We start from the raw sequence: 25094 nt of genomic DNA on the forward strand, positions 1-25094 counted from the left end.
GTTAACAGTAACACTTTATTCGTAAATTGGATAGTCATTTCACTGTAGTATGAGGATATGGAAAGAAATAGTTTCACAATCTCTTTGCTAATCGTTTGTTCTATAAGATGAAAAAGCATTATGATTTTTTAACACAGTTAGCTTTTTATGAGAAGAATCAGTTAGTTTTTGTAGTTCGTAGATATTCTTTTGCTCAAAATGATGATTCCAAATAAACATCTTTATTAATAAATGGAGAGAAGGTTGGTAATGCGCTTTTTCTTGCTTTGTGATTTGTTTGATATAGCGACTAACGATTCGATACACTCGAGTAGAATAGGGAGGTAGCAATAAAAAAATAGTATCAGCAGAATCTATTGCAGCCTTGATCCAGTCTTTCGTAGTAGTACCTTCGATAATCCAACGATCATTTGTTAAAATTACTTGTAATTTTTTTGAGGATTCTTCTTCAGAATATGGTTTATCTCCTGAGGGGTGTCGATTCCAAATTAAATTGTCTAGTTCATAATAAGGAACAGCAATTTTAGCAGACAATTGCTTGGCAAATGTCGTTTTTCCACTACCAACAGGACCTACAATCATTATTTTATTCAATTTAAACCTCCATGAAGAAAAAAAGAATGGCAACGAAGCACCATTCTTTTAACGATTTACTTTTTTGCTTCCTGTAAAATGTTGATTTTTTCAATTTTAATATCTTTAACTGGAACGCTCTTTTCAGAACCAGATTCATTCATTTTTGTTTCAGTATCACTGATTTTGTTCACAATATCCATCCCTTTGATGACTTGTCCAAACACGGAGTAGTTAAAATCTAGGGCTGGTGTTCCACCATTTTTATATGCTTCGATAATTTTTTCAGGATACTCGTCTTTAAGCAGACCATCTGATTTATTCTCCTCATTTTGAACAATATAGAATTGACTTCCTTGTGTTTTATCCGTTACAGGACCGCCAGTTCTTGCCATTGCTAAAGCACCATTTAAGTGGTAAAGATTTGGTGAAATTTCTGGAGCAAATTCTTCATTCCAAATGCTCTCGCCACCAGTTCCATCACCTTTTGGATCACCACTTTGAATCATAAAGTCTTTCACGATTCGATGGAATGTTACATTGTCGTAATAACCATCTTTTGCATGTGTCATAAAGTTTTCAACTGCTTTTGGTGCATATTTTGGAAATAATTTGATTTCAATTGTTCCTTCAGTTGTGACCATTTCTACTAAATCTTCATCTTCACCGACAGTTTCTGACAACTGTGGTAAGTCTAATGCATTTAAATCGACCGATTCAGACGTCTTTGTTTCAGTAGAAGAAGAATCCGCTGATTTTTTCTCATTCTTAGGTCCGCAAGCTGCAAATAAGAGTAATGAAGTTACAAGCGCTGTAGCAGCAATGAATTTTTTTGTTTTCATAAGGTTAAGTCTTCCTTTCAAAAATAGGTACAATTCATAATAACAAATCCTTTATAGAACTGCTAGTCAAAACGGAAAATTTTTAAGATTTACAAAAGGTGTAGACCACTTTTTTTTATTCTGCTATAATGAAAATGGATACATTATAATCAATACAAATCTTAGGAGGCAGTAATAATGGGAAAATTAGGTATTTCTATTTATCCAGAACGTTCAACTTTTGAAAAGGACAAAGCATATCTCGATTTAGCACACAAGTATGGATTTAAACGTGTTTTTACAAGTTTACTTCAAATTACAGACGATAAAGAAAAGGTCTTGGCGGAGTTTAAAAAAGTTGTGGATTATGCTAATAGTCTAGGGATGGAAGTGATGGTGGACATTAATCCTGCCTTATTTGAACAATTAGATATCTCTTATGATGATTTGTCATTCTTTGATGATATGGGCGCTTATGGGGTACGTTTAGATGTTGGTTTCACTGGCGCAGAAGAAGCAAAAATGACACGTAATCCATATGGAATCAAAATCGAAATCAATATGAGTACTGGCACTAGCTATGTCGATAATATTATGAGCTATTCACCAAACACGGATAACTTATTGGGATCACATAATTTTTATCCACATCGTTATTCTGGATTGGGATACGATCATTTTGTTTTCTGTTCTGAAAAATTCAGAAAATATAATTTAAATACAATGGCTTTTGTTAATTCACATGACGCTACATTTGGTCCTTGGCCAACTCAAGATGGACTATGCTCTTTAGAAGATCATCGTGATTTAGAAATCGCAACACAAGTGAAACATCTTGTCTTAACTGGTTTGATCGACGATATTTTGATAGGTAATGCCTATGCTTCAGAAGCTGAATTAAAAGCCATGGCGGATGCATTCAACGCAGAATATCCTTCAATAAAAGTGGATACTGCGTCAGATATCACTGCTGATGAAAAAGAAGTATTGTTTACTAGTCTGCATAGCTATCGTGGTGATCGTTCTGAATATATTTTACGTTCTACGATGACACGTATTCACTTTAAAGACCGCGATTTCCCAGCTCATAATACAAAAGATATGACGAAAGGGGACGTATTGATCGATAATGTTGATTATGGACAATATAAAGGCGAAACACAAATTGCCTTAAAGCCAATGAAAAATGATGGACGTGTAAACGTTGTGGGTCGTATTTCAGAAGATGAGCTATTTTTATTAGACTTTTTGAAACCATGGTCTAGTTTTAAATTGATCGAAAATAAAAAATAATAGTAGAAATGAGCACAAGCTGAAATGATCTTCATTTTAACTTAGGCTCATTTTTTCTTTCTTAAGATTTTACCTAAAGTCTACTTTACAACTCTTTTTTCGATAAAATGGAAAGAAACGAGGTGAAACACATGGAAAAAGAATTAAGCATTTTGCTAACCAAGCTTCAAGGGATTGCTCAAACTGGAAAAAGATATGGAAAAGATGTCTTTGATCAAGAACGTTACGAAGAACTGTCTCAAGTAACGAAACAGCTGATGGCATGTCTTTATCCAACTGTCACAAAGCGAGAAATAGAGATTTTAGTTGACCGAGATGAAGGATACGCAACACCAAAAGTTGATGTTCGAGCGGTTGTATTCAATCAAGAAGGAAAGCTATTATTAGTGAAGGAGAAGAGTGATCACTCTTGGGCATTACCCGGCGGCTGGGCCGACATTGGCTACTCACCTAAAGAAATTGCAGAAAAAGAAACGCTGGAAGAAGCTGGAATCACTGTTAAAGCAAAACGCTTAATTGCAGTATTGGATAAAGCTAAACACCCCTATCCGCCAGCCTTAACATATGTTTATAAATTTTTTATTCGCTGTGAACCTCTTGCGGGCACTATTCAAACAGGAATCGAAACAAGTGATGTTGGCTATTTTTCACTTTCAGAAATTTACACCCTTTCTTTATCAAAAGAGCGTACGATTATGGAGAATTATCAGATGATTTTTGCTGATTATCAAAAAGAAAAGAATGAAATAGTTTGTGATTAATATTGCGAAAACTCCTATAAAACATTATACTATTAAAGATTTGAAAAAAATCTGCATCATTTGTCAGTGAAATTGATACGAAATAAACGACATAGATGCTTTTTAACAAGGAGTAATTGGATGAATCGTGTAGTAAAAATCTTAATCGCTTTGGTAGTACTGATCGTTATCGTTTTGTTAGGAGCAGGAATGTACTTCTATAATTATGCAGTAGTTCCCTCACAAAAAGATTTTCTGGCTGGAGATACGCCAGGAACAGATGTTGAAACGAAAAAGCCAGAAGAAAAATGGTTTCAAAATGAACACAATCGTTCTTATTGGGATTTGACCTCTAAAGACGGCTTAAAACTGAAAGCCATCTATCTACCTGCTGAAGCAAAAACTGATAAAAATGTTATTATGGCACATGGCTATATGGGGAGTGCTGAAACAATGGCAAGTTTTGCAAAAATGTATCACGACTGGGGTTATAACGTGTTAGTGCCAGATGCTCGTGGGCATGGTGAGAGTGAAGGAGATTATATTGGCTTTGGCTGGCCTGAAAGAAAAGATTATCTTCAGTGGATCGATAAAGTTATAACTGAAAATGGTAAAGAAGCCCAAATCACGTTATATGGCATTAGTATGGGTGGTGCTACCGTTATGATGACAAGTGGTGAAACGTTACCTAACAATGTCAAAGCAATCGTCGAGGACTGTGGTTACTCAACGGTCAATAGCGAACTTGCTTATCAATTAAAAGATATGTTTAATTTACCTTCGTTCCCATTAGTGCCAGTTACAAGTATGATCACTAAAATTCGTGCAGGCTATTTCTTTGGTGAAGCCAGTTCTGTTGCACAATTGAAGAAAAATACGCTTCCGATATTGTTTATTCATGGTGATGCGGATAAGTTTGTTCCGTTTGAAATGCTGGATGACGTCTATAATGCTACAAATGGGCCAAAAGAGAAATATGTTGTTTCAGGTGCTGCACATGCTAAAGCCTTTACAGTCGATCCTAAAACCTATCAAGAAACAGTTGCAGCCTTTTTAAAAAAATATGTAAATTGACAATTATCGTCATTCAGTTAAAACTGGATGATGATCTTTTTTAATGCAAAATTTTCTTTATTTTGCCTAAAACTTCATTCTAAAAATCTATTCTTATTAATTTTATGATTTTACTATACATAAGCTAGAATTCTTTGATATGATAATAAATAGAAATGAGGTAAAATAGATGGAAGAACAAATCATTGACTACTTGCATTTTTTACAAATAGAACGAGGCCTTTCTCTTAATACTAGGAAGAGCTATGAACGAGACTTAAACAAATATTTGGCATTTTTAAAAAATCAAAAAATCGATACTTGGCAGCTAATTGATCGCTATATAGTCATGGAATACTTACAACAGTTACATAATGAAGATAACTCATCAGCAACTATTATTCGCATGATTTCAAGTTTAAGAGGGTTTCACCAATTCTTAAGACAAGAACGAATCACCGACCATGACCCTATGCAACATATTGATTCTCCTAAAAAAGCGCAAAAACTTCCTAGTACACTTTCTGTCGAAGAAGTTACTTTATTGATTGAAACACCAGATACAACGAAACCTTTAGGGATAAGAAATCGGACGATCTTAGAAGTAATGTATGCAACAGGACTACGTGTCAGTGAATTAGTAGACTTGAAAATAGGTGATTTACACTTATCGATTGGCTTGTTGCAAACGATTGGTAAAGGAGACAAAGAACGCATCATTCCGTTAGGAGACTACGCAATTCAATGGATCGAAAAATACATGGAAGAAGCACGACCTATTTTGATCAAAAAAAATCAAAATGAGACCCGTTTATTTGTGAATCATCATGGGAAACCATTATCACGTCAAGGTGTTTGGAAAAATCTAAATCAAATTGTCCAAACTGCTGGAATCACTAAGAATATCACTCCTCACACACTCCGACATAGCTTTGCAACACATCTATTAGAAAACGGCGCCGATTTGAGAATCGTTCAGGAACTTTTAGGACATGCAGATATCTCGACGACACAAATTTATACTCATATTACGAAACAGCGAATGGCAGATGTTTATAAGCAACATTTCCCTAGAGCTTAATAATCAAAAAGCGAAAAGAAGGTGAGATCATGTTAAACTATTATCGAAAAGAGCAACGAAAGATTGCGCTCGGCTTATTGAGCTTTCATCAAAAAATGACAGAATACCAGTCGCTTTTAAAAGAACTTGATATGTATGAATCAGAAGAGAATTTACATCTACTTTTTTGGGTTCCGACCGGTGAACAAAATATTCAAGGAATCATTGGATTTGAAATAGAAACGTCTGAAGAGATGATAATACATGACATATCGATCAATCCTTCTTTTAGAGGTGAAAAATTTGGATTTGATTTGCTGGACGAAGTGGTAAAATTATATCCTGAAACAAAAGTTTACGGGACTTTGGCCACATCTAATTATTTATCTAAGTGGAAAGAACACAACACTTGATTTTTATGGTAAACTAAAGAGCTGAAAAAGAAAGTTGGATGAACTTGCAGGAAATTAATGTAAAATTAGATGTATTTGAAGGACCGCTGGATCTTCTTTTACATTTGATTCAAAAATTGGAAATCGATATTTATGATATTCCAATCGCTGCGGTAACAGAACAGTATATGACCTATATCCATACAATGAAAACATTGGAGTTAGAAATTGCTGGTGAATATTTAGTGATGGCAGCCACATTGATGGCAATTAAAAGTAAAATGCTCTTACCAAAGCAAGAGTTGGAAATGACAGAAGACGATGAAATTCTCGATGGCGAAGATCCGCGAGATGCTTTAGTTGCCCAGTTATTAGAATATCGTAAATTTAAATATGCGGCTGGTCTATTGCATGAAAAAGAGTCGGAAAGAAGTCTTTATTACACGAAAGAGCCGATGGATATTGATGAATATAAAGAGGACAACCCGTTATTAGAACCAAACCAATTAAATACAATTGATTTATTTTTAGCTTTTCATGCGATGTTGGAAAAGAAAAAAGGTCGCCAACCGGTAGAAACAACTGTTACTGGTGATGATGTGTCAATCGAAGAAAAAATTACAACGATTGCTAATAAAATGGCTCGACTCGACCGAGATACCCCGATAAACTTTGAATCGTTTTTCACAACGTATTCTAAGCAAGAAGTTGTGACCACTTTTATGGCTTTATTGGAATTGATGAAAAAAGGTCGCATTCATGTAGAGCAAGAAGACAATTACAGTACAATTTTATTATACAATAGATCTGAAGAGATTGAATCAAGTACGGAGGAAACAGCGTGACCACAGTTAGTCAAATCGAAGCGATTCTATTTGTTGTTGGTGAAGAAGGAATTGGATTAGAAGAATTATCTTTTCTATTAGGATTATCTACTGCCAAAACATACGAAGCATTGACCGCTTTAAAAGAACGCTATGAATCAGATAAACAAACCGCATTAAATATTTTAGAAGTCGGCAATCACTTTATATTGTCTACTAAAAAAACATTTGCGCCGTTACTCAAAAAATATGCGCAATCACCTATCTCAAATTCTCTATCTCAAGCTGCTCTTGAAACCTTGTCAATCGTGGCGTACAAGCAACCCATTTCAAGAGTAGAAGTAGATGAGATTAGAGGCGTGCAGTCAGCAGGTTCGATGCAAAAACTTGTTGCTCGTCAACTCATTGAAGAAAAAGGCCGGGTGGACGGACCTGGTCGAGCCATTTTGTATGGAACAACTGCTTATTTCATGGATTATTTTGGGTTGAAAAACTTAGAGGAGTTACCGGATATCCAGCAAATGGAAGAAGAAATCGCTGAAGAGTTACCTTTAGACCTCTTTTTCGACCGTTACAAAGAATTAAATGAAGAAGATGCAACAACGGACACAAACGAATCGGAGGAAAAAAACTAGATGGAAAGACTTCAAAAAGTAATTGCGCATGCAGGAATCGCATCACGCAGAAAAGCAGAAGAGTATATCGTCAATGGACGTGTGAAAGTAAATGGTAAAATCGTTCGTGAATTAGGCACGCAAGTCGGAAAAAGCGACAAAGTCGAAGTAGACGATGTGCCGATTTATAAAGAAGAATATGGGTATTATCTTTTTTACAAACCAAAAGGGGTCATTTCTGCTGTTTCTGATGATAAAGGCAGAAAAGTTGTTACAGATTTTTTCTCTCACATCAAAGAACGGATTTATCCTGTCGGTCGATTGGATTATGATACATCGGGCTTGTTATTGTTAACAAATGACGGTGAATTTTCGCAAAAATTAACCCATCCAAGCCATGAAATTGATAAAGTGTATGTTGCAAAAGTAAAGGGATTAGCGAAAAAACATGATTTACTTCCATTAACTAAAGGAATGAAGATCGAAGGCTATAAAACAGCACCCGCGGCTTTTGAGATTATATCTGTTGACCTTAAGACAAATACAAGTATTGTAGAGTTAACAATACACGAGGGACGCAATCACCAAGTGAAAAAAATGTTGCAAGCAGTGGGCTACCCTGTTCAAAAATTAAAAAGAGAAAAATATGGTGATCTCACCTTAAAAGGACTACGTCCAGGTGAATATCGTAATTTGAATAAAAAAGAAATTAGTATACTCTTGAATCAATCAAAATAAGCATATGTTAAAGAGTATCGGCTAGCAATATAGTCTAATTTAGGCTGAGCAACAAAATGGATCGATTATTTTGTTGTTCAGTTTATTTAATTTTCAGATTCAGCTGAAAAACTAAAAGATTGCTTTTTTGTAATATCATTGTATAATGAACTTGTACAAAAATTTAATAAAGGTTCGTCTTCAGGGGCAGGGTGAAATTCCCGACCGGTGGTTATAGTCCACGACCTACTTCATTTGAAGTGGCTGAATTGGTGAAATTCCAATACCGACAGTAAAGTCTGGATAAAGAAGATAGGGCTTATTTGAATTGGCATTTTTCAGATAAGATAACTCTACTCTATTTTCCCTGTTGGAAAATAGAGTTTTTGCTGTGAATCACTACGACTGGCTTCGCCAGAGTAGATGATGAACAGTACTTGGCGAGCGTAGCCGAGCGAAGTGACTATACAAAAGAATCACAATCAGTTAGCTAACATCTCAAGAAATACGTGGTTGAAAGGCATCATCAGAGTAGATGATGAACAGTACTTGGCGAGCGTAGCCGAGCGAAGTGACCATACAAAAGAATCACAACCAGTTAGCTAACATTTCAAGAAATACGTGTTGAAAGGCATCATCAGAGTAGATGATGAACAGTACTTGGCGAGCGTAGCCGAGCGAAGTGACTATACAAAAGAATCACAACCAGTTAGCTAACATTTCAAGAAATACGTGGTTGAAAGGCATCATCAGAGTAGATGATGAACAGTACTTCTCAGAGCTAACATTCATACTAAAATACTGAAAAACTAAAAATGAGTGACTCTTTGGCACAATACACGCTCAATGGCTGTTGAACATTAGCCAAACAAACACAGCAAATCAAGAAGAATCAACTGAAAAAGTCAATTTAGAAAAGTTCGTTTGAAGATGGGTCCTTAACAGGAGGATTTCATATGCGGAACAACAAGGTACAAAAAATGGTAAGTGTAGCAATGTTAGCAGCAATCGGCGTCGTTTTACAATTTGTGGCATTTCCGATCATCCCTACTTTCAATTTTTTGAAAATCGATTTTAGCGATATTCCAGTGATGATCAGTATGTTTTTATTTGGACCATTAGCAGGAATTACAACAGCTTTTATTCGATCACTATTGCATCTATTCACTACAGGAGCATCACCGCAAAATTTAGTAGGAGATGTAGCGAGCTTTTTCGCAACAACTGTTTTCACCTTACCAATGTATTATTTTTTCAAGCGGGGAAGTAATAAGCTTTCTAACAAAGTATTAGGGGTTTTAACTGGGATCATCGCTTTGACAGTCTTTATGAGTGTAGCGAATTACTTTGTGATCACACCAATTTACTTAAAATTATTTGGCGCATCTGCTAGCGAGTACTTACAAATGTCTTTAGCGAAATATGTGACAATCGGTATTTTGCCCTTTAATTTGATTAAAGGAGCAATCGTAAGTGCTGTTTTTTTAGTTCTTCATGCCAAACTTTTACCATGGCTTACTAGAAAACAATATCAGCTAGGGAATAAAAATACGCTAATCAAATAACTTAATAATAAAATAAGGAAAGCGAGGCTGGGACAGAAGTGTTTAATCACGAGAAATAAGAAGGGATTCACGAAAATTGATCTTCAAATTTTTGTGAATTTCAGCTTTTTTCCAAAGGGATTGCTTCTGCTCCCACCGTTTATCCGGATTCTGTGTGAGTGGGATATGACTCAAAGAGTTATGTCCCACTCACGTTTTTTTAGGATCAAGTCAAAATCGTCTATCTCTTAGAGCGTTTCTGATAAAATAGAAATGACGAAAAATTGGAGGGGAACTAAAAATGAAAAAATGGCAAAAAAGAGTACTTTGGCTAATCGGAGTCATTGCTGCGTTGATTCTAGTTGCACTTTTCTATATTAAAACGATTACCTACACGCCTACGACAGCTGCTATAGAGAGTGCGGAAAAAGCAACTGTCGAAAATGGAACTTTGGCTTTTAAAGGTGATCAAGAAAAGCCAGCTCTGATTTTTTATCAAGGCGCATTGGTTGAAAATACAAGCTACAGTATTTGGGCTAAAAAAGTAGCTGAGGCAGGTTTTTCTGTTTATCTGGTAAAAGAGCCGTTAAACCTTGCTGTTTTAGGTCAAAATAAAGCAGAAACGATCATTCAAAGCAATCATCTGACGAGTTACGTGATAGGTGGACATTCTCTTGGCGGAGTTATGGCTAGTCGCTTCGCAGCCGAACAAATGAAGGATAATGAATTGAAAGGGGTCTTTTTTTTAGCAAGCTATCCAGATGAAAAGGGGAGTTTGAAATCTTTTCAAGGCCAAGTTCTTTCATTAACAGGCTCTAAAGATGGTGTTTTAAATTGGGATGCGTATAACAAAGCTAAAAAATATTTACCTGAACAAACAATGTATCACGAAATTTCAGGAGGCAATCATGCTGGATTCGGTAGTTATGGTGAACAAAAAGGGGATAAATCTGCGCAAGTAAATAACGATGAGCAACAAGAATGGATAGCGTATCAACTTATTGAATGGCTGAAAACAATCAACTAAAACACTGAGAAGAGAACTTCTGTATCTTAGGAGGTTCTCTTCTCAGTGTTTTATCCCATAAATTATTCGCTTTTCTTTATTTTTCATCGATCTCTATTGCACGAACAGGACATTTGCGGTACGCTGTTAACGCATTGTTTCTTTCTTTTTCAGGAACAAATTCTTGATAAGCAGAATGATCATTTTTTAAAATGACGATACCATCGTCATTATAATCAAAAATTTCTGGTGCATAAACTTGGCATAATCCACAGGCAATACACTTTTCAGGTATTATTTTACATAACATATAAGCACATCCTATTCTATCATTGAAAGAGGTGAAGAGATGAACCCCACCTTTATTTTAGCGTTGTTACAACATGGATACAAGGTAAGAACATCAACTTTGTATCACTTATTAAAAGGCAAACGCACAAGTTCAGTGTTACTCTATGGTTTTTTATATGAAAATTTACGATTTTTTCAATTCACTCCCGACTTGTCTGAAAGTAAATTTAATCAACTAATAACTCGTTTAATCGAGCAAAAACTACTCTACCAAACGTCTGACGATAAAGTACAGATTACGGCGCAGGGTGAGATGCTAGTTCAAGCAGCTGATAAAGATTTTTCACAGATCGATAATTACCGTTTCGGTAAAACCGATGAAGCAATTTGGCGCTTATTACAGTTCACTGTACAGGTCGTTTCTCATCTATCCTATGTAAATAAAGACTACATTCCACTAGAACAATCGCCATTGTATCAAAAGCAAGTGAAAATGTACATAAAATCAATGCCTAAATCACTACTGATCAAAAATATTAAAGAAGAATGGCATTACATTTTTTCTTGTTTAGGCCGAGAAGATGCCAATTTTTTTGCGCAACAATTTTCTGGCTATGAACGAACAGGTAAAGCTTCTTTTCAATTGATGGAGTCCAGACAGAAAGCGTTTGAACAGTTCTTGATCAAAAAAGCAAAGTTACATCATTTACTATTTGTGATGGAGCAGCTACCAGAACGCAGTTTCCTAAAAAGGTTGGTTGCACCGCTGATCAATCAAAATGAAAATAAAAGTATGGCAGAAACTAGGATGTATTTAAAAACAGAAAGTTCACTAGAAATATTAGCGCAACAAAGGGGCATAAAAGTCAGCACGATCAAAGATCATTTAATGGAATTGGCGTTGACCAACGATTTTCCTTTTGAGCGATTTATATCAAATAAGACTGGTCGCATACTAGCTGAGCAGTCAAAGCCTTATCAGGAATGGGAGTATCGAACGATCAAAAATATTTTTCCAGAACTAGACTACTTCGAATTTCGTTTGTATCAAATTCAAAAACTTCGGAAAGAAAGAGAATATAGCTAATGAAGATTGATTTAGAGCAATTATTATATGATAAATTCGGGTTCAGTAGCTTTAAACCAGGGCAAAAAGAAGTAATTGAACATTTGTTGGAAAAACACGATACGCTAGCCGTTTTACCAACAGGTACAGGGAAATCTTTATGTTATCAAATGGTGGGACAACTTGTCCAAGGAACAGTTATTATTGTTTCACCATTGCTGTCTTTGATGGAAGATCAAGTAATTCAATTACAAAAAAAAGGTGAAAACCGTGTGATTGCTTTAAATAGCAGTCTATCATTTTTAGAAAAGCAATATGTATTGAATCATTTAAGTGAGTATAAATTTATTTTGATCAGTCCAGAAACACTCACACAAAAAGAGGTTCGCAACAAAATAGCGAACGTGAATATTGCCTTATTTGTAATTGATGAAGCCCATTGTGTGTCACAATGGGGAGTCGATTTTAGACCCGAATATACGAAATTGGCTAAAATACAGGAAGAATGCGGTTTTCCATTAACCTTAGCATTGACTGCGACGGCAACACCTAATGTAAAAAAAGAAATCCTCAAACAAGTATTTACTCAGCAAAAGGCTGTTTCTGAAGTGGTTTTCTCTGTGGATCGGCCTAACATTGGATTGATCGTCAATCGAACACTAGAAAAAAATGAGACGCTGCTTTCATACGTAACACAGTTGAAAAGCAAGGGAATCGTTTATTGTGCCACAAGGAAAAACACCGAAAAGATCAATCAACTGATTAATGAACAAACCGATTTGAAGTCTGCTTTTTATCATGGCGGCTTGACAACAAATGAACGGAGTTTGTTACAGCAACAATTTGTATCGAATCAATTAGATGTTCTTTGTGCAACAAATGCTTTTGGCATGGGCATCGATAAACCGGATGTCCGTTTTGTTATCCATTATGATTGTCCTGATAGTCTAGAAAATTATGTTCAGGAAATTGGGCGCGCCGGGCGAGATCAACAACCTAGCATCGCGGTTTTGCTTTATCAAAAAGGGGATGAATCGATTCACTATTATTTTCAGTCAGAAAGTCGGCTTGATCGCACGCTTTTAAATGATTTAGCAGTAAACCAAACAGAAGATACAAAAAAAATAATGCCAGAACTGAATGAAATTCAACAAAAATGGCTGCAGGGATATTTGGAAAAGGAATATACTATTGAGGAACTAGAACAGAGATTATTAAGAAAAGAGAAAGAACGTCAACAGCAGTTAAATGTTATGCTAAACTACATTAAAGAAGAAAAATGCCGTCGCACCTTTATTCAGAGGTATTTTTCTGAGGAGGTCACGAAATCATTACCAGAAAGATGTTGTGATCGTTGTGGCTTATCCTTTGACAACTTCAAACGACAGATAGTACAATCACCAGAAGAAAAAGAAATCCCCGAACAATGGGAGGACATTTTGATAAGATTATTTAAAGAATAAAAATAATCTTTTTTTAGACTGCAGTTGATAAAAAGCTGTGGTATAATAGCAAACGAGAGAATTTTAGGAGGAACGATACGTGAGTAAAAAAGATAATAGAAAACCATCAGGTGCACGTGAACCTTGGGAGCAGTCAATCTATGATACAGATAAAAATACTGGGGGTTCCCGCTCAGAAAAACGTCAACAAAAAAAAGGGAATACGGTTTTCCTAACAATTTTAGTTATCTTATTACTGTTGATCATTACTCTGCCTGTCGGAACATACCTTTATGTGATGAGAGATAAACCGAGTGATAACAAACAAGCGAGTCAACCATCTTCTTCTGTTGTTGTTCAATCATCAACAAAAGAAAGTTCGGAACAACCATCATCAAGTACGTCACAAGAAGTTTCAGAGTCAAGCAGTAGTGGAGTAGAAGAGACAACACCAACAAGTTCAGTAGAAGAGGCAGCAGCCTACACAGAGGTACTCAATGGTGAAGGACCAAATCAAGTTGCGACAAGAAATGGTATCTCAACTGAAGAATTATTACAATTAAATGGCTTGGGCTTGGATTCTGTATTACAACCTGGGCAATCACTACGTGTCAAATAACAATCAAGCAACAGTTGACTGATTACTTTTAAGGGTCTGAAACAAAACAATCAACGTTTTGTACCAGACTCTTTTACTATGTGACAAATAAAGGAGTTCAACATGAAAAAGATAAGCATTGCAATCGATGGACCAGCCTCTTCAGGAAAAAGTACAGTAGCGAAGATATTGGCTAAAAAATTAGGTTATATTTATTGTGATACAGGAGCAATGTATCGGGCATTGACCTATTTAGCAATTACAAAAAATATTGATTTTGAAGATGAAAAAGCACTAGTTGATCTGTGCCTTGAGCATAGGATTTCATTTGAGCAGACGGAAAAAGAACAATTAGTTTTCATTGATGGTGCGCAAGTTACAGAAGCTATCAGACAACCTGATGTGACGAACGCTGTTTCGATCGTTGCAAAACATGGTGCTGTACGAGCAAAAATGGTTGAACTGCAGCAAATGATTGGACGCGCAGGTGGTGTTGTGATGGACGGACGAGATATCGGTACAGCGGTACTGCCGGATGCAGAAGTCAAAATATTCTTAGTCGCTAGTGTGATTGAACGTGCGCAAAGACGTTACAAAGAAAATCAAGAAAAAGGAATCTCAACTGATTTTGAGACCTTAAAGAAAGAAATCGAACAACGTGATTATCTTGATTCAACGAGAAAAGTATCTCCTTTAAAACAAGCAGTTGATGCTATTAAAATCGATACGACTGGGATGGGCATCGAGGAAGTTGTCAAAGCGATTGAAGAGATTATTTCAACCAAAAACTAAATGCTTTGTTCTAATTAACTTGCAATCAAGAAAGTATGACTCAAGTGAAAGTTATACTTTCTTTGTCTTAAAGCAAGAAAATCTCCTCTTATTTGCAAGAAAAAAAAGAAAATGAGAGAAATCGCTTTATTTTTCTTGCAAAATCCCTTACTATTAAAGGAGTAGGTCAGTTTTTTACGAATTTTTTGGTGGCATAGGAGGATAAGTATTCATGACAGAAGACAAAAAAGTGGAAATCAGCAATGAAACAATGGAAGATGCAATGAACAGTTTTCAAGAAGTGAGTGTTGGCGACATTGTAAAAGGTGAAGTGCTAGCAGTCGAAGACAAACAAGTAATTGTTGGAATTGAAGGTGCTGGCGTTGAAGGTGTGGTACCAGCAAAAGAATTATCTACGACACAAGTTGAAGATATCAATGAATTAGTGAGTGTTGGTGATACTTTAGAATTAGTTGTCATCACTTCAATTGGTAAAGATAAAGAGAATGGCAGCTATTTACTATCTAAACGTCGTTTAGATGCTAAAAAAGTTTGGGAAGAAATCGAAAAAGACTTCCAAGCAGGCAAAATCATCGAAGCGCCCGTTACAAACGTTGTAAAAGGCGGTTTAGTGGTTGATGTTGGTGTCCGCGGATTTGTTCCGGCATCAATGGTAGAAGATCATTTTGTCGCTGATTTTTCTGAATACAAAGGTCAAACCTTGACATTCAAAATCATTGAGATCGAACCTTCAGAAAATCGTTTAATCTTATCTCATAAAGCGGTTGTTGCAGCAGAGAAAAATTCTAAGAAGAAAGATATCTTAGCAACTCTTCATGATGGAGATATTGTTGACGGAAAAGTTGCTCGCTTAACTGATTTTGGTGCGTTTATTGATTTAGGCGGCATCGATGGGTTAGTTCATGTTTCTGAAATTGCTCATCAACACGTCGGTAAACCAAGTGACGTGTTAACAGTAGGGGATGATGTAAAGGTTAAGATTCTTTCAATCAATCCAGATGAAGAACGTGTTTCTCTATCAATCAAAGAAACTTTAGCTGGTCCATGGGAAGATATCGAAAACAAAGCAGCTGTCGGATCTGTTCTTGATGGAACAGTGAAACGTTTGACTAGCTTTGGGGCATTTGTTGAAGTATTTCCTGGTGTGGAAGGTTTGGTGCACATTTCTCAAATTTCACATAAACACATTGCAACACCACACGAAGTGTTACAAGAAGGCGATGTAGTTCAAGTGAAAGTCTTGGAAGTTAATCCGGATGAACATCGGATTGCATTGAGTATTAAAGCGTTAGAAGCAAAACCTGAATCGCAAGAAGAACCAAAAGATGTGCAAGAATATGAGTTGCCAGAAGAAAATACTGGCTTCACAATGGGCGATATCTTAGGTGAGGCTTTAAAATCACAAGAGTCTGATTCAGAATGATTTGAATGAAATCAAATGGAACGAAGGGGAACCTTCGTTCTTTTTTGTTGCTTAGATAATAGTAAAATGGCTTGACTAAGCAGGTTTAGTCAAGCCATTTTACTCGATGATTAATTATAAATTACGCGCAAATCAGCTGGAGTATGCTCTCCTCGATAATATTTACGAAACTGATGAGGAGATTGTCCTACTTTTTTCTTAAATAATTTACTAAAATAGGTAGAATCAATGTAACCTACTGTTCCAGAAATTTCAGTAATAGATTCCTCAGTTTTCATCAATAGTTGTTTTGCTTTTTCAATTCGATAAGCAGTGAGATAGTCAATAAAATTCATACCAACTGCCTCTTTAAAGAAGCGGCTGACATAATGACGGTTTAAATGCATAATATCCGCTAATGTCGTCAAGTTGATCTCTTCATTATAGTGGTCATGAATATAATCCAAGATCGTATTGATTTGTTCTTTCGCTAAAACAGTTGGTTTATTGCTAAAGACATCCATTAAAGAGACTTGATTAAGAGCTTTCACACAACGATCGATGGCAAATTTTAGTTCATTAAAATCAATTGGCGTTAGTAAATAATCAATCACGCCACATCTTAAGGCTTGATGAATACTTTGAAAGTTATCTCGTTTTGTCAAGATTATCACCTTAATATTTGGCAGGTGCTGTACTATTTTACGTTTAACGACAAAACCATCGATATCTAAATGATCGATTGCTATCAAAAGAATTTCCGGTAGAAGCTTTTCAGAAATAGCCAAAGCTTCTTGTTCCGTTTCAGCAGGAGGTAACACTTTTATATTCATAAATGAATCATTGATAGAACGTTGCAATGTTTCTTGTTCGTTTAAATCATTACTGACAATCAATAATCGGCACATGAGCAAACCCTCTTTTCTTTGATATATAATAGTCTTTTGTTTGTGAAATTTCATCTACTACTCTATAATACCCTGAATAAAATCAGCTTTCAAGTGGAATTGTTTGTGAAAAAAATTCGTGAATAGGTAGATTTTGTCCATAATCTCCTTAAAATATTCCCTAACATATTGAATTAAATAGATTAAACTAGACTTGTAAGCGTTTAAAAAGAAAAATTGCTATCCCGTATACTTTAATAGTAGGTAGCGAAGAGTAACTCACAAAAAATAAAGGAGTGTTTGAAATGACTGAAGACATCAAAGTAAAAGAAATTGAAACACTAGTCACAACAGCAAAGAAAGCCCAAGCAAACTATGAAAACTATACACAAGAGCAGGTAGATGCTATCGTCAAAAATATCTATCAAAAAACACTTGATAATGCAGAAAAATTAGCTGTTTCAGCAAATAAAGAAACTGGTTTTGGTAAAGTTTCGGATAAAATAATTAAAAATACTTTTGCTAGTGAACAAGTATATGACAGTATTAAAGATTTGCCAACGGTTGGAGTGATTAATCGCCGTAAAGAGGATAAAATTATTGAGATTGGTATTCCTTTAGGCGTTGTAGCTGGTCTAATTCCTTCAACGAATCCAACTGCAACGGTTATCTTCAAATCGTTGATTGCGTTGAAAACTAGAAATGCGATTATCTTTTCTCCACACCCAAAGGCACTAAAATCAATCTTAATGGCAGCAGAAATCATTGAGCAAGCTGCTGTTGAAGCGGGGGCGCCAGCAGGTTTAGTCCAAGTAATTCAGGAGCCTACCTTGGATGCTACAAGTGCGTTGATGAAGCATACAGATGTGTCCTTGATTCTTGCGACAGGTGGTAAAGCGATGGTTCAAGCAGCCTATAGTTCAGGCAACCCAGCCATCGGGGTGGGTCCTGGTAATGTTCCTGTATTGATTGATGCAACAGCGGATATTGCTCAGGCAATTGATTGCGTGGTCAGAAGCAAGACATTCGATAACGGAATCATTTGTGCATCAGAGCAGGCATTGGTTGTTGATGCTTCAATAAAAGCTGAGGTAATTGAGCAGCTGAAAGCGAAGAAAGCGTACTTTATGAATAAAGACGAATCAGCAAAAGTGAGTAAATTTATTTTGAGAGAGACAGGGGCATTAAACCCTGATATTGTCGGGAAAAGTGCATCAGACGTCGCAAAATTAGTTGGAATCTCTGTCCCAGAAGAGACAACTATTTTGATCTCAGAACAAAGTGAAATCGGCCACCATAATCCTTATTCAAGAGAAAAACTAACACCAATTTTGGGATTATTTACTGTAGATTCTTTTGAAGCAGGTGTAGAAACATGTAAAGCGTTACTAGTTAATGAAGGAACCGGGCACACCGCTGTCATCCACACTACATCGGATGTTAATGCCGAAACATTTGGATTAGAGATGAGAGCATCGCGGATTTTAGTCAATACCTTAGGTGCATTAGGCGCGATTGGTGCGACGACAAAATTAGCTCCTTCAATGACACTAGGTTGTGGAGCAATGGGTGGAAGTAGTACAACAGATAATGTAACAGCTCATCATTTAATGAATGTAAAACGCATTGCTTACGGTGTAGAATAAAAACAAACAGATAAACTATTTTGAATTAAATCAACGTATCCTGTAATTGCCGATGATCTGAAGTGGCAATTGCAGGATATTATTGTTGAAGTAAGTGGTTTAATTAACTTATTTCACTAGTTTTTCTTGCATCTTAGACAAGCTTTAGGTAAACTAGTAAAGATTGAAAACTTGTCAAGGAGGTAATTTGAATGGCAAATCCAACAATTGCAATTGTCGGGCGTCCCAATGTAGGCAAATCGACGATTTTTAACCGTATAGCTGGTGAGAGAATCTCAATTGTAGAAGATACACCAGGTGTAACAAGAGACCGTATTTACGCCACGGGAGAGTGGTTAGGGCGTGAATTTAGTATTATTGATACAGGTGGTATCGAACTCAGTGACGAACCATTTATGGAGCAAATCAAACATCAGGCTGAAATCGCAATCGAAGAAGCAGATGTGATCATTTTTGTAGCGAGCGGTAGGGAAGGGGTTACTGATGCAGATGAATTAGTAGCCAGAATTTTATACCGAAGCAACAAACCAGTGATTTTAGCTGTCAATAAAGTGGATAATCCTGAGATGAGAAATGATATTTATGAATTTTATTCTCTAGGGTTAGGCGATCCATTTCCAATTTCCGGAAGCCATGGATTGGGTATCGGAGATGTTTTAGATGAAGCAGTTAAACATTTTTCAACCGAAATCGAAGAAGAAGATGACGAGACAATCAAATTTAGTTTGATTGGACGTCCGAATGTTGGTAAATCATCACTGATCAATGCCATTCTAGGTGAAGATCGTGTGATTGTATCAGAAATCGAAGGAACAACTCGTGATGCAATCGATACTCATTTTGAATCTGAAGATGGGCAAAAATTCTTAATGATTGATACGGCTGGTATGCGTAAACGTGGCAAGGTCTATGAATCAACAGAAAAATATAGTGTCATGCGTGCCATGCGCGCTATTGAACGCTCAGATATTGTTTTGATGGTTTTAAATGCCGAAGAAGGCATTCGTGAACAAGACAAGAAAGTTGCTGGATACGCTCATGAAGCAGGGCGTGGTATTATTATCGTAGTCAATAAATGGGATACAGTTGAAAAAGAAACGAACACCATGCGTGATTTTGAAGAAGAAATTCGAGATGAGTTCCAATATCTTGATTATGCGCCAATCATATTTGTATCTGCATTAACGAAACAACGGTTAAATAAATTGCCAGAACTAATTGAATTAGTTAGCATGAATCAAAATCTACGCATACCATCTGCGTTATTGAACGATGTTGTGATGGATGCGATTGCAATCAATCCAACACCGACGGATAAAGGAAAACGCCTAAAAGTCTTTTATGGCACACAGGTAGCAATCAAGCCGCCAACTTTTGTTATTTTTGTGAACGAAGAGGAATTGATGCACTTTTCATATGCTAGATTCTTAGAAAATCAAATTCGAAAAGCGTTCACCTTTGAAGGGACACCAATTAAGATTATCCCAAGAAGACGAAAGTAGAGCATTTTACCATACTTGTTTCAAATGTACAAACAAATTCATTGAGTTATAAAAAAAAATGATATTTTTAGAAAAAACTGGTTAAAACGCATCAAAAACCTTGCTATTACAAGCTTCCTATGATATCGTGATAACAGAATATTGATCCATTTCAATATTTGTACGTGATTTTTTGGACCACTCAAAAATAAACGTAAAGTAGATATCTTTTAGATATCCTATCCCTTGTGGAGGAGGTGAAATAATCCATGGCAAATAAAGCAGAATTAATCGAAAACGTTGCATCTTCAACTGGTTTAACTAAAAAAGACGCAACTGCAGCAGTGGATGCTGTATTTTCAACAATCCAAGAATCTCTTGCTAAAGGTGAAAAAGTTCAATTAATCGGTTTTGGTAACTTCGAAGTTCGCGAACGTGCGGCTCGTAAAGGACGTAACCCACAAACTGGTAAAGAAATTCAAATCGCTGCAAGTAAAGTACCTGCGTTCAAACCAGGTAAAGCCTTGAAAGATGCTGTTAAATAAGACAGTTCTTAGAACCCTTGACTAGTCGAGGGTTCTTTCTTTGTTTACAAATGAGAAGACGTGATAAAAAGCCAATCTTTTTTAGATTGACTAAATGGATGCAGAATAACGAGCTATGTTAAAAATTGATTGACCTATGAACAATGTAAAATGCTCGTTATTCTGATTTGACTGAATCACTTATGTTTCTTAAAAATAGACAATTTTTAAAAAGTGCGCTATTTTTCTTAAAAATCAGCTATCTCTTGAAACAACCTTATTATACTTGCTAATTAAGTTTTTTTTACATATAAAATTGGAATAATACATATAGAACAGTGAATCAATAATGCCTGTTCTTTAAGAAAATTAAAAGAACAGGCATTATTGATTGACGATGAGTGCTTTTTTACGAATAAAGTTCATCACCCTTTTGGTTTTCCTAGAACTAATGGTAAAATAATAAAAAGGAGTGTTGTCAATGGAATGGGTTTACCATAAAAAACAGCTACAAACAAGCATTATCTATGGTGAAACATTTGCTTCACAGCTGAAATCAATTTCAGTTAGCAATAAGCATCTGTTTTTGATTACGAATCAACGATATTATGATCTATTTTCAGACAAATTGATTCAGCTTTTTGATGACAAACTAGAATTAGATTGGTATATTTGTAAGAATGACTCTCGTTGTAATAATTTAAATGAATTGAAAAACTTATTAGACTTTATAACAGAGTTTAATCAGCAAGAGGAGTTCATTTTTTTAGGTGTTGGAAACGAAGGAGTCGTTCAATTGACAACTTTTTTGTATAAAACATCGATGCTACTTTCTGATTGCTGGTTATTACCGTTATCCGTTCAGGCATTGAGCAAAGCCCTAATTACAGAAGCTCAAATAGAATTCAAAAATCAGCCAGTCTTACAAAGTTCCGTACTTGCAGAAAAAATTATTTATGATCATACGTTAATGACTAACCAAGGAGAAGGGAAACTAGTTGATTTTCTTGTGTTTATCAGATGCGGATTAGTATGTAGCCATGATTTTTTACGAATGCTGTTTAAAAATTACAGTGATACAACACGATTAAACCAACAGTCGTTCAATGGTATGTTGGATGAAATGATTCGTTATTACGAAAAAGACGGTGACATGATCGATCAATTTGGACGTCTTTTTGAACAAGGGTTTTTAGAAACTGCGAATGGACATTTATTGTCCGCTCACATGAAACGATTTTTAGGCTGTTTATTACAGCTGCTTTGGTCTCAAGAGGTCAATGAGTTTTCATTTCACTATAAGAACTTTATAATATGGTTGATTCACCTAGGTTTCCCAGTTGATTTTCCTGAGCAGATCTTAGTTAGTGATTATGTAGAAGGTATGGTGAAATGTATCACTCGTGGTGAAACGGCTGCTCTATTAGAAGAAGTGGGGGAAGTTGCTCAGTACCAACAACCTAAAGTAGAAGAATTATTAAAGACCGTAGAAAAATATAAAACTATTTTAAAAGAGATTAGAGGATAAATTATGACAACCTATAGTGAAAAAATGCTACAAGCATTACATGAAGAAGAATTGGCTCAAGCGCAGTTGATGTTGGCAGAAGCGGTTAGAAAAGATGACGATGATACGCTGGCTGATTTAGGGGAAGAATTGTTATCCCTCGGCTTTTTAGAGGAAGCTAAATTAGTTTTTGAGCATTTAGTGACGATTTTCCCAGAAGCTGACGGCTTAAATATTCCTTTAGCTGAAATTGCAATCGAAAATAACTTGATCGATGATGCATTCGCTTATCTAGAAAAAGTAGAAAAAGACAGTGATAGTTATGTTCAAAGTTTGCTAGTAACAGCAGACCTATATCAAGTGATCGGGATTCCAGAAGTAAGTGAAGCTAAATTGAAAGAAGCCAAACGTCTGATGCCAGACGAGCCATTGATTTCATTTGCATTAGGAGAGCTGTATTTTTCTAATGGACAGTTCCAAGAGGCCTCAGTTGCCTATCAAGAGCTACTTCTAGCCCAAGTATCAGAAATCTCAAGTGTATCGATCAATGAACGTTTAGGAAGCGCATATAGCATGTCAGGTGATTTTGAAGAGGCGATTTCATTTCTAGAAAAAGCCTTGGAAGAAGGGCAGACAGATGATCGTTTATTCCAATTAGCCTTCACCTATCTTCAATTACATGAAAACCAAAAAGCTATCGCACTTTTGCAACAGCTAAGAGCGTTAAATCCGCATTATCAATCTTTATATTTCTCTTTAGGCGAAGCATTACAAGAAGAAGAACAGCTTGAAGAAGCTAGAATTGTTTTAGCAGAAGGTATCAAGGAGAATCCGTTCCAAGTGGATCTTTATCAACTTGCATCTGAAAATGCCTATCGTTTACATGATACAAAACAAGCGGAGCAATTATTAAAACAAGCCTTAGAGCTTGGAGAAAAAACAGACGAGACAAGACTGACACTAAGTAATTTATATTTGAATGAACAGCGTTTTGACGAAGTGATTGATGTTGTACAACAAATGGAAGAACAAGGACATCCATATGGAGAATGGAACTTAGCCCATGCATACAATGAACTGGAAGAATTTGATTTAGCTAAAGTACATTATGAACAGGCGTATCAAGAATTAGCGCATGAACCTGAATTTTTAAAGGAATATGCTGTTTTTCTTCGTGAAGATGGACAATTAGAGAAGGCTAAAGAACTGCTGCAACACTATCTTCAACACGAGCCAGGTGATAATGACGCGCAATCATTGTTAGATGATATTGAAGAAAGATAGGTGATCAAATGTTTGTTAATGTTGCTGATAAAAAGGAATTTTTAGTTTGGTTAGTTAATAATATTTCCTTCAGTCAAAGAGAAATTTTATGGATTTTAAATTATTTAATCAATCATGAAGCCATTTTAAATAATGTGCATTTTATAGAGCAAGCGGATAAAACAGTTCGAGGCTTAAAAATTACCTCAAAAGAAATAGAGAAGGAACCGATCGGATTGTTTTTAGCAGGAAAAAAATTTACGGACACAGATCAGATTTTCCATGAGATTCGTATGAATTGGAAAGAAGCACTTTACGTGGAATGTATTTTTGATGGATCTTGGCAAAACAGTCAATATTTATCGATTTTAGAAGATAATCCCTATGCTCGGTGGAATGAACAGGTTAGTGAAGAGGTGGTCGAAAGTATCAACGATTTCTTTGCACACGAAGAAAAACAGGCCAAAATCGATTTATTGTATAGTCAAATTGATTTAGCTTTAGAAGATAATAATTATGAGGCATTTTTAGAGTTAACAGACGAATTGAATCGTTTAAGCTAATAAAAAAGGGGAAATAGATCAGTAAGAAAGCTGTCTATTTCCCCTTTTTTATTGATTTCTAATTAAGTTTTTTTCTTTTAAAAAGCATTTTTGCTGGTCTAGCATAGGTAAACCCTTCTCCAATAGCTTCATGGACATTAATAACTGAAAGAAATGCCTTCTTATCCAGTTCATGGACGATACGTTTGATCTCTATGATTTCACTAGGGCTGACTACCACATACAGGACTTTTTTATCCACTTGGGAATACCCTCCTTGACCATCTAAATAGGTGACGCCGCGTTCTAATAAGGCCATGATCACTTCGCCAATATCGTCAGAATGATCCGAAATCACCAAAATTCCTTTGGCTGCATATGCGCCATCTAACACTGAATCGACAACTTTACTGAATACAAAAGAAACAATTAAGGTGTACATCATTCGTTTAACATCAATATAACTTAAAGACAAAATCAACACTAAAATATCAAAGATCAGCAAAGAACGCCCCATACTGATACCATAATTTTTTTCTAAAATCCGGGCGATCACATCGGTTCCACCGGTTGTTCCGCCCACACGATAGACTAATCCACTACCAATCCCTGCAGCTAAACCAGCGAGTAAAGATGCGATCAATAAATCATGATCTAAATTGACTTCGATGGGGAATCGCTGCCATAACCATAAAAATACAGATAAAGATACTGTACCTAATATAGTGTAATAGAATGAGTGCTTCCCTAAAACTTTCCCACCAATCAAAATCAAAGGAATATTGATAACTAAGGTTGAATATGCTGGATCAATATAAAAAAGCGCTCGTAAAATCAGAGTGATCCCAGTGACGCCACCTTCTGCTAAATCATTAGCGATATTAAACGTAACTAAACCAAACCCATAAAGACAGGTGCCTGCTAAAATCAATAAGACATCCTTCACATAAAACTTTTTTTCTTCAATCATAATCATCACTCCTAAAACATAGTGGGTCGCTTTTATACCCAAAAAC

At 35.9% G+C, this 25094-nt stretch carries 26 protein-coding genes and 1 riboswitch; of the genes, 21 read left to right on the forward strand and 5 right to left on the reverse strand.

Annotation, left to right across the window (positions count from 1 at the left end; translation table 11 throughout):
• Window positions 1–87: 87 nt before the first annotated feature.
• Both IGJ55_RS07945 and IGJ55_RS07950 read right to left on the reverse strand, forming a co-directional pair.
• Window positions 88–594 (reverse strand): hypothetical protein, encoded by a 507-nt coding sequence (locus tag IGJ55_RS07945; RefSeq protein ID WP_207121426.1) that lies wholly within the window; start codon window positions 592–594, stop codon window positions 88–90.
• 56 nt (window positions 595–650) lie between these two features.
• Window positions 651–1415, reverse strand: coding sequence for a peptidylprolyl isomerase (locus tag IGJ55_RS07950; RefSeq protein ID WP_430608029.1), 765 nt, complete (start codon window positions 1413–1415; stop codon window positions 651–653).
• 177 nt (window positions 1416–1592) lie between these two features.
• Here IGJ55_RS07950 and IGJ55_RS07955 point away from each other — a divergent pair, with 177 nt between their 5' ends.
• The 10 genes from IGJ55_RS07955 (at window position 1593) to IGJ55_RS08000 (ending at window position 10658) form a co-directional block, all read left to right on the forward strand.
• On the forward strand, window positions 1593–2687 hold the full coding sequence (locus IGJ55_RS07955) for a DUF871 domain-containing protein (protein WP_429949864.1): 1095 nt from the start codon (window positions 1593–1595) through the stop codon (window positions 2685–2687).
• 131 nt (window positions 2688–2818) lie between these two features.
• Window positions 2819–3448: an NUDIX hydrolase N-terminal domain-containing protein gene (locus IGJ55_RS07960; protein WP_430608031.1), complete on the forward strand. Its 630-nt coding sequence runs from the start codon at window positions 2819–2821 to the stop codon at window positions 3446–3448.
• A gap of 120 nt (window positions 3449–3568) precedes the next feature.
• The gene (locus IGJ55_RS07965) at window positions 3569–4501 is read left to right on the forward strand and encodes an alpha/beta hydrolase (protein WP_430608033.1); all 933 of its coding nucleotides are present in this window, start codon (window positions 3569–3571) and stop codon (window positions 4499–4501) included.
• A 169-nt stretch (window positions 4502–4670) separates the two neighbouring features.
• On the forward strand, window positions 4671–5561 hold the full coding sequence (gene xerD / locus IGJ55_RS07970) for a site-specific tyrosine recombinase XerD (protein ID WP_069641330.1): 891 nt from the start codon (window positions 4671–4673) through the stop codon (window positions 5559–5561).
• Between the two features lie 29 nt (window positions 5562–5590).
• On the forward strand, window positions 5591–5953 hold the full coding sequence (locus IGJ55_RS07975; RefSeq protein WP_069641331.1) for a GNAT family N-acetyltransferase: 363 nt from the start codon (window positions 5591–5593) through the stop codon (window positions 5951–5953).
• 44 nt (window positions 5954–5997) lie between these two features.
• On the forward strand, window positions 5998–6777 hold the full coding sequence (locus tag IGJ55_RS07980) for a segregation/condensation protein A (protein ID WP_069641429.1): 780 nt from the start codon (window positions 5998–6000) through the stop codon (window positions 6775–6777).
• Complete coding sequence (scpB, locus tag IGJ55_RS07985) at window positions 6774–7391, forward strand: SMC-Scp complex subunit ScpB (protein WP_069641332.1); 618 nt, start codon at window positions 6774–6776, stop codon at window positions 7389–7391. Before IGJ55_RS07980 ends, scpB begins: the two co-directional genes overlap by 4 nt.
• Entirely contained in the window at window positions 7392–8108 is a 717-nt protein-coding gene (locus IGJ55_RS07990; RefSeq protein WP_430608037.1) for a pseudouridine synthase, read from the forward strand. It abuts the gene before it with no gap.
• Between the two features lie 172 nt (window positions 8109–8280).
• Window positions 8281–8405, forward strand: a riboswitch (FMN riboswitch).
• 638 nt (window positions 8406–9043) lie between these two features.
• A complete protein-coding gene (locus IGJ55_RS07995) occupies window positions 9044–9652 on the forward strand; it encodes an ECF transporter S component (RefSeq protein WP_069641334.1) in 609 nt (202 codons plus the stop codon).
• Between the two features lie 280 nt (window positions 9653–9932).
• Window positions 9933–10658, forward strand: a complete 726-nt coding sequence (locus IGJ55_RS08000) for an alpha/beta hydrolase (RefSeq protein ID WP_069641335.1) — start codon at window positions 9933–9935, stop codon at window positions 10656–10658.
• 76 nt (window positions 10659–10734) lie between these two features.
• Here IGJ55_RS08000 and IGJ55_RS08005 read toward each other — a convergent pair whose 3' ends face one another.
• Window positions 10735–10947 carry a ferredoxin gene (locus tag IGJ55_RS08005; RefSeq protein WP_069641336.1) on the reverse strand — a complete coding sequence of 71 codons (213 nt, stop codon included), beginning with the start codon at window positions 10945–10947 and terminating at the stop codon, window positions 10735–10737.
• Window positions 10948–10986: 39 nt separating this feature from the next.
• Between IGJ55_RS08005 and IGJ55_RS08010 the strand changes: the two genes are divergently transcribed.
• The 5 genes from IGJ55_RS08010 (at window position 10987) to rpsA (ending at window position 16249) form a co-directional block, all read left to right on the forward strand.
• Window positions 10987–12015 (forward strand): helix-turn-helix domain-containing protein, encoded by a 1029-nt coding sequence (locus IGJ55_RS08010; RefSeq protein ID WP_430608039.1) that lies wholly within the window; start codon window positions 10987–10989, stop codon window positions 12013–12015.
• On the forward strand, window positions 12015–13457 hold the full coding sequence (locus IGJ55_RS08015; protein ID WP_430608041.1) for a RecQ family ATP-dependent DNA helicase: 1443 nt from the start codon (window positions 12015–12017) through the stop codon (window positions 13455–13457). The genes IGJ55_RS08010 and IGJ55_RS08015 overlap by 1 nt, the downstream gene beginning before the upstream one ends.
• Before the next feature lie 79 nt (window positions 13458–13536).
• Window positions 13537–14055 carry an SAG1386/EF1546 family surface-associated protein gene (locus IGJ55_RS08020; protein WP_207121433.1) on the forward strand — a complete coding sequence of 173 codons (519 nt, stop codon included), beginning with the start codon at window positions 13537–13539 and terminating at the stop codon, window positions 14053–14055.
• Window positions 14056–14157: 102 nt separating this feature from the next.
• The gene (cmk, locus tag IGJ55_RS08025; protein WP_430608044.1) at window positions 14158–14826 is read left to right on the forward strand and encodes a (d)CMP kinase; all 669 of its coding nucleotides are present in this window, start codon (window positions 14158–14160) and stop codon (window positions 14824–14826) included.
• A 211-nt stretch (window positions 14827–15037) separates the two neighbouring features.
• Window positions 15038–16249: a 30S ribosomal protein S1 gene (rpsA, locus tag IGJ55_RS08030; protein WP_430608046.1), complete on the forward strand. Its 1212-nt coding sequence runs from the start codon at window positions 15038–15040 to the stop codon at window positions 16247–16249.
• A gap of 110 nt (window positions 16250–16359) precedes the next feature.
• On the opposite strand, the gene IGJ55_RS08035 is transcribed toward rpsA, so the two are convergent.
• On the reverse strand, window positions 16360–17136 hold the full coding sequence (locus IGJ55_RS08035) for a helix-turn-helix transcriptional regulator (protein WP_069641342.1): 777 nt from the start codon (window positions 17134–17136) through the stop codon (window positions 16360–16362).
• Window positions 17137–17420: 284 nt separating this feature from the next.
• Here IGJ55_RS08035 and IGJ55_RS08040 point away from each other — a divergent pair, with 284 nt between their 5' ends.
• The 6 genes from IGJ55_RS08040 to IGJ55_RS08065 all read left to right on the forward strand — a co-directional run bounded on the left by IGJ55_RS08040 (window position 17421) and on the right by IGJ55_RS08065 (window position 24099).
• Window positions 17421–18761 (forward strand): aldehyde dehydrogenase family protein, encoded by a 1341-nt coding sequence (locus IGJ55_RS08040; RefSeq protein ID WP_069641343.1) that lies wholly within the window; start codon window positions 17421–17423, stop codon window positions 18759–18761.
• Between the two features lie 191 nt (window positions 18762–18952).
• On the forward strand, window positions 18953–20263 hold the full coding sequence (der, locus tag IGJ55_RS08045; RefSeq protein WP_069641344.1) for a ribosome biogenesis GTPase Der: 1311 nt from the start codon (window positions 18953–18955) through the stop codon (window positions 20261–20263).
• Window positions 20264–20511: 248 nt separating this feature from the next.
• Complete coding sequence (locus IGJ55_RS08050) at window positions 20512–20787, forward strand: HU family DNA-binding protein (protein ID WP_010761417.1); 276 nt, start codon at window positions 20512–20514, stop codon at window positions 20785–20787.
• Window positions 20788–21247: 460 nt separating this feature from the next.
• On the forward strand, window positions 21248–22294 hold the full coding sequence (locus tag IGJ55_RS08055; protein ID WP_069641345.1) for a hypothetical protein: 1047 nt from the start codon (window positions 21248–21250) through the stop codon (window positions 22292–22294).
• Window positions 22295–22297: 3 nt separating this feature from the next.
• Window positions 22298–23557 (forward strand): tetratricopeptide repeat protein, encoded by a 1260-nt coding sequence (locus tag IGJ55_RS08060; RefSeq protein ID WP_430608049.1) that lies wholly within the window; start codon window positions 22298–22300, stop codon window positions 23555–23557.
• Between the two features lie 8 nt (window positions 23558–23565).
• Entirely contained in the window at window positions 23566–24099 is a 534-nt protein-coding gene (locus IGJ55_RS08065; RefSeq protein ID WP_069641347.1) for a ReoY family proteolytic degradation factor, read from the forward strand.
• 58 nt (window positions 24100–24157) lie between these two features.
• Here the strand turns inward: IGJ55_RS08065 and IGJ55_RS08070 are convergent, their stop codons facing one another.
• Complete coding sequence (locus IGJ55_RS08070) at window positions 24158–25048, reverse strand: YitT family protein (RefSeq protein ID WP_204638598.1); 891 nt, start codon at window positions 25046–25048, stop codon at window positions 24158–24160.
• Between the last annotated feature and the right edge of the window lie 46 nt (window positions 25049–25094).

The organism is Enterococcus sp. AZ170 (genome assembly GCF_050545135.1).
Taxonomy (GTDB): Bacteria; Bacillota; Bacilli; order Lactobacillales; family Enterococcaceae; genus Enterococcus_L; species Enterococcus_L ureilyticus.

Coding starts and splice junctions, on each gene's coding strand:
- IGJ55_RS08015 (WP_430608041.1), top strand. CDS start 12,015: ATGAAGATTGATTTAGAGCAATTATTATATGATAAATTCGGGTTCAGT.
- IGJ55_RS08070 (WP_204638598.1), bottom strand. CDS start 25,048: ATGATTGAAGAAAAAAAGTTTTATGTGAAGGATGTCTTATTGATTTTA.
- IGJ55_RS08060 (WP_430608049.1), top strand. CDS start 22,298: ATGACAACCTATAGTGAAAAAATGCTACAAGCATTACATGAAGAAGAA.
- IGJ55_RS08035 (WP_069641342.1), bottom strand. CDS start 17,136: ATGTGCCGATTATTGATTGTCAGTAATGATTTAAACGAACAAGAAACA.
- IGJ55_RS08000 (WP_069641335.1), top strand. CDS start 9,933: ATGAAAAAATGGCAAAAAAGAGTACTTTGGCTAATCGGAGTCATTGCT.
- cmk (WP_430608044.1), top strand. CDS start 14,158: ATGAAAAAGATAAGCATTGCAATCGATGGACCAGCCTCTTCAGGAAAA.
- rpsA (WP_430608046.1), top strand. CDS start 15,038: ATGACAGAAGACAAAAAAGTGGAAATCAGCAATGAAACAATGGAAGAT.
- IGJ55_RS07965 (WP_430608033.1), top strand. CDS start 3,569: ATGAATCGTGTAGTAAAAATCTTAATCGCTTTGGTAGTACTGATCGTT.
- xerD (WP_069641330.1), top strand. CDS start 4,671: ATGGAAGAACAAATCATTGACTACTTGCATTTTTTACAAATAGAACGA.
- IGJ55_RS07990 (WP_430608037.1), top strand. CDS start 7,392: ATGGAAAGACTTCAAAAAGTAATTGCGCATGCAGGAATCGCATCACGC.
- IGJ55_RS07955 (WP_429949864.1), top strand. CDS start 1,593: ATGGGAAAATTAGGTATTTCTATTTATCCAGAACGTTCAACTTTTGAA.
- IGJ55_RS08005 (WP_069641336.1), bottom strand. CDS start 10,947: ATGTTATGTAAAATAATACCTGAAAAGTGTATTGCCTGTGGATTATGC.
- IGJ55_RS07975 (WP_069641331.1), top strand. CDS start 5,591: ATGTTAAACTATTATCGAAAAGAGCAACGAAAGATTGCGCTCGGCTTA.
- IGJ55_RS07950 (WP_430608029.1), bottom strand. CDS start 1,415: ATGAAAACAAAAAAATTCATTGCTGCTACAGCGCTTGTAACTTCATTA.
- der (WP_069641344.1), top strand. CDS start 18,953: ATGGCAAATCCAACAATTGCAATTGTCGGGCGTCCCAATGTAGGCAAA.
- IGJ55_RS08040 (WP_069641343.1), top strand. CDS start 17,421: ATGACTGAAGACATCAAAGTAAAAGAAATTGAAACACTAGTCACAACA.
- IGJ55_RS08065 (WP_069641347.1), top strand. CDS start 23,566: ATGTTTGTTAATGTTGCTGATAAAAAGGAATTTTTAGTTTGGTTAGTT.
- IGJ55_RS08055 (WP_069641345.1), top strand. CDS start 21,248: ATGGAATGGGTTTACCATAAAAAACAGCTACAAACAAGCATTATCTAT.
- IGJ55_RS07995 (WP_069641334.1), top strand. CDS start 9,044: ATGCGGAACAACAAGGTACAAAAAATGGTAAGTGTAGCAATGTTAGCA.
- IGJ55_RS08050 (WP_010761417.1), top strand. CDS start 20,512: ATGGCAAATAAAGCAGAATTAATCGAAAACGTTGCATCTTCAACTGGT.
- IGJ55_RS08010 (WP_430608039.1), top strand. CDS start 10,987: ATGAACCCCACCTTTATTTTAGCGTTGTTACAACATGGATACAAGGTA.
- IGJ55_RS07960 (WP_430608031.1), top strand. CDS start 2,819: ATGGAAAAAGAATTAAGCATTTTGCTAACCAAGCTTCAAGGGATTGCT.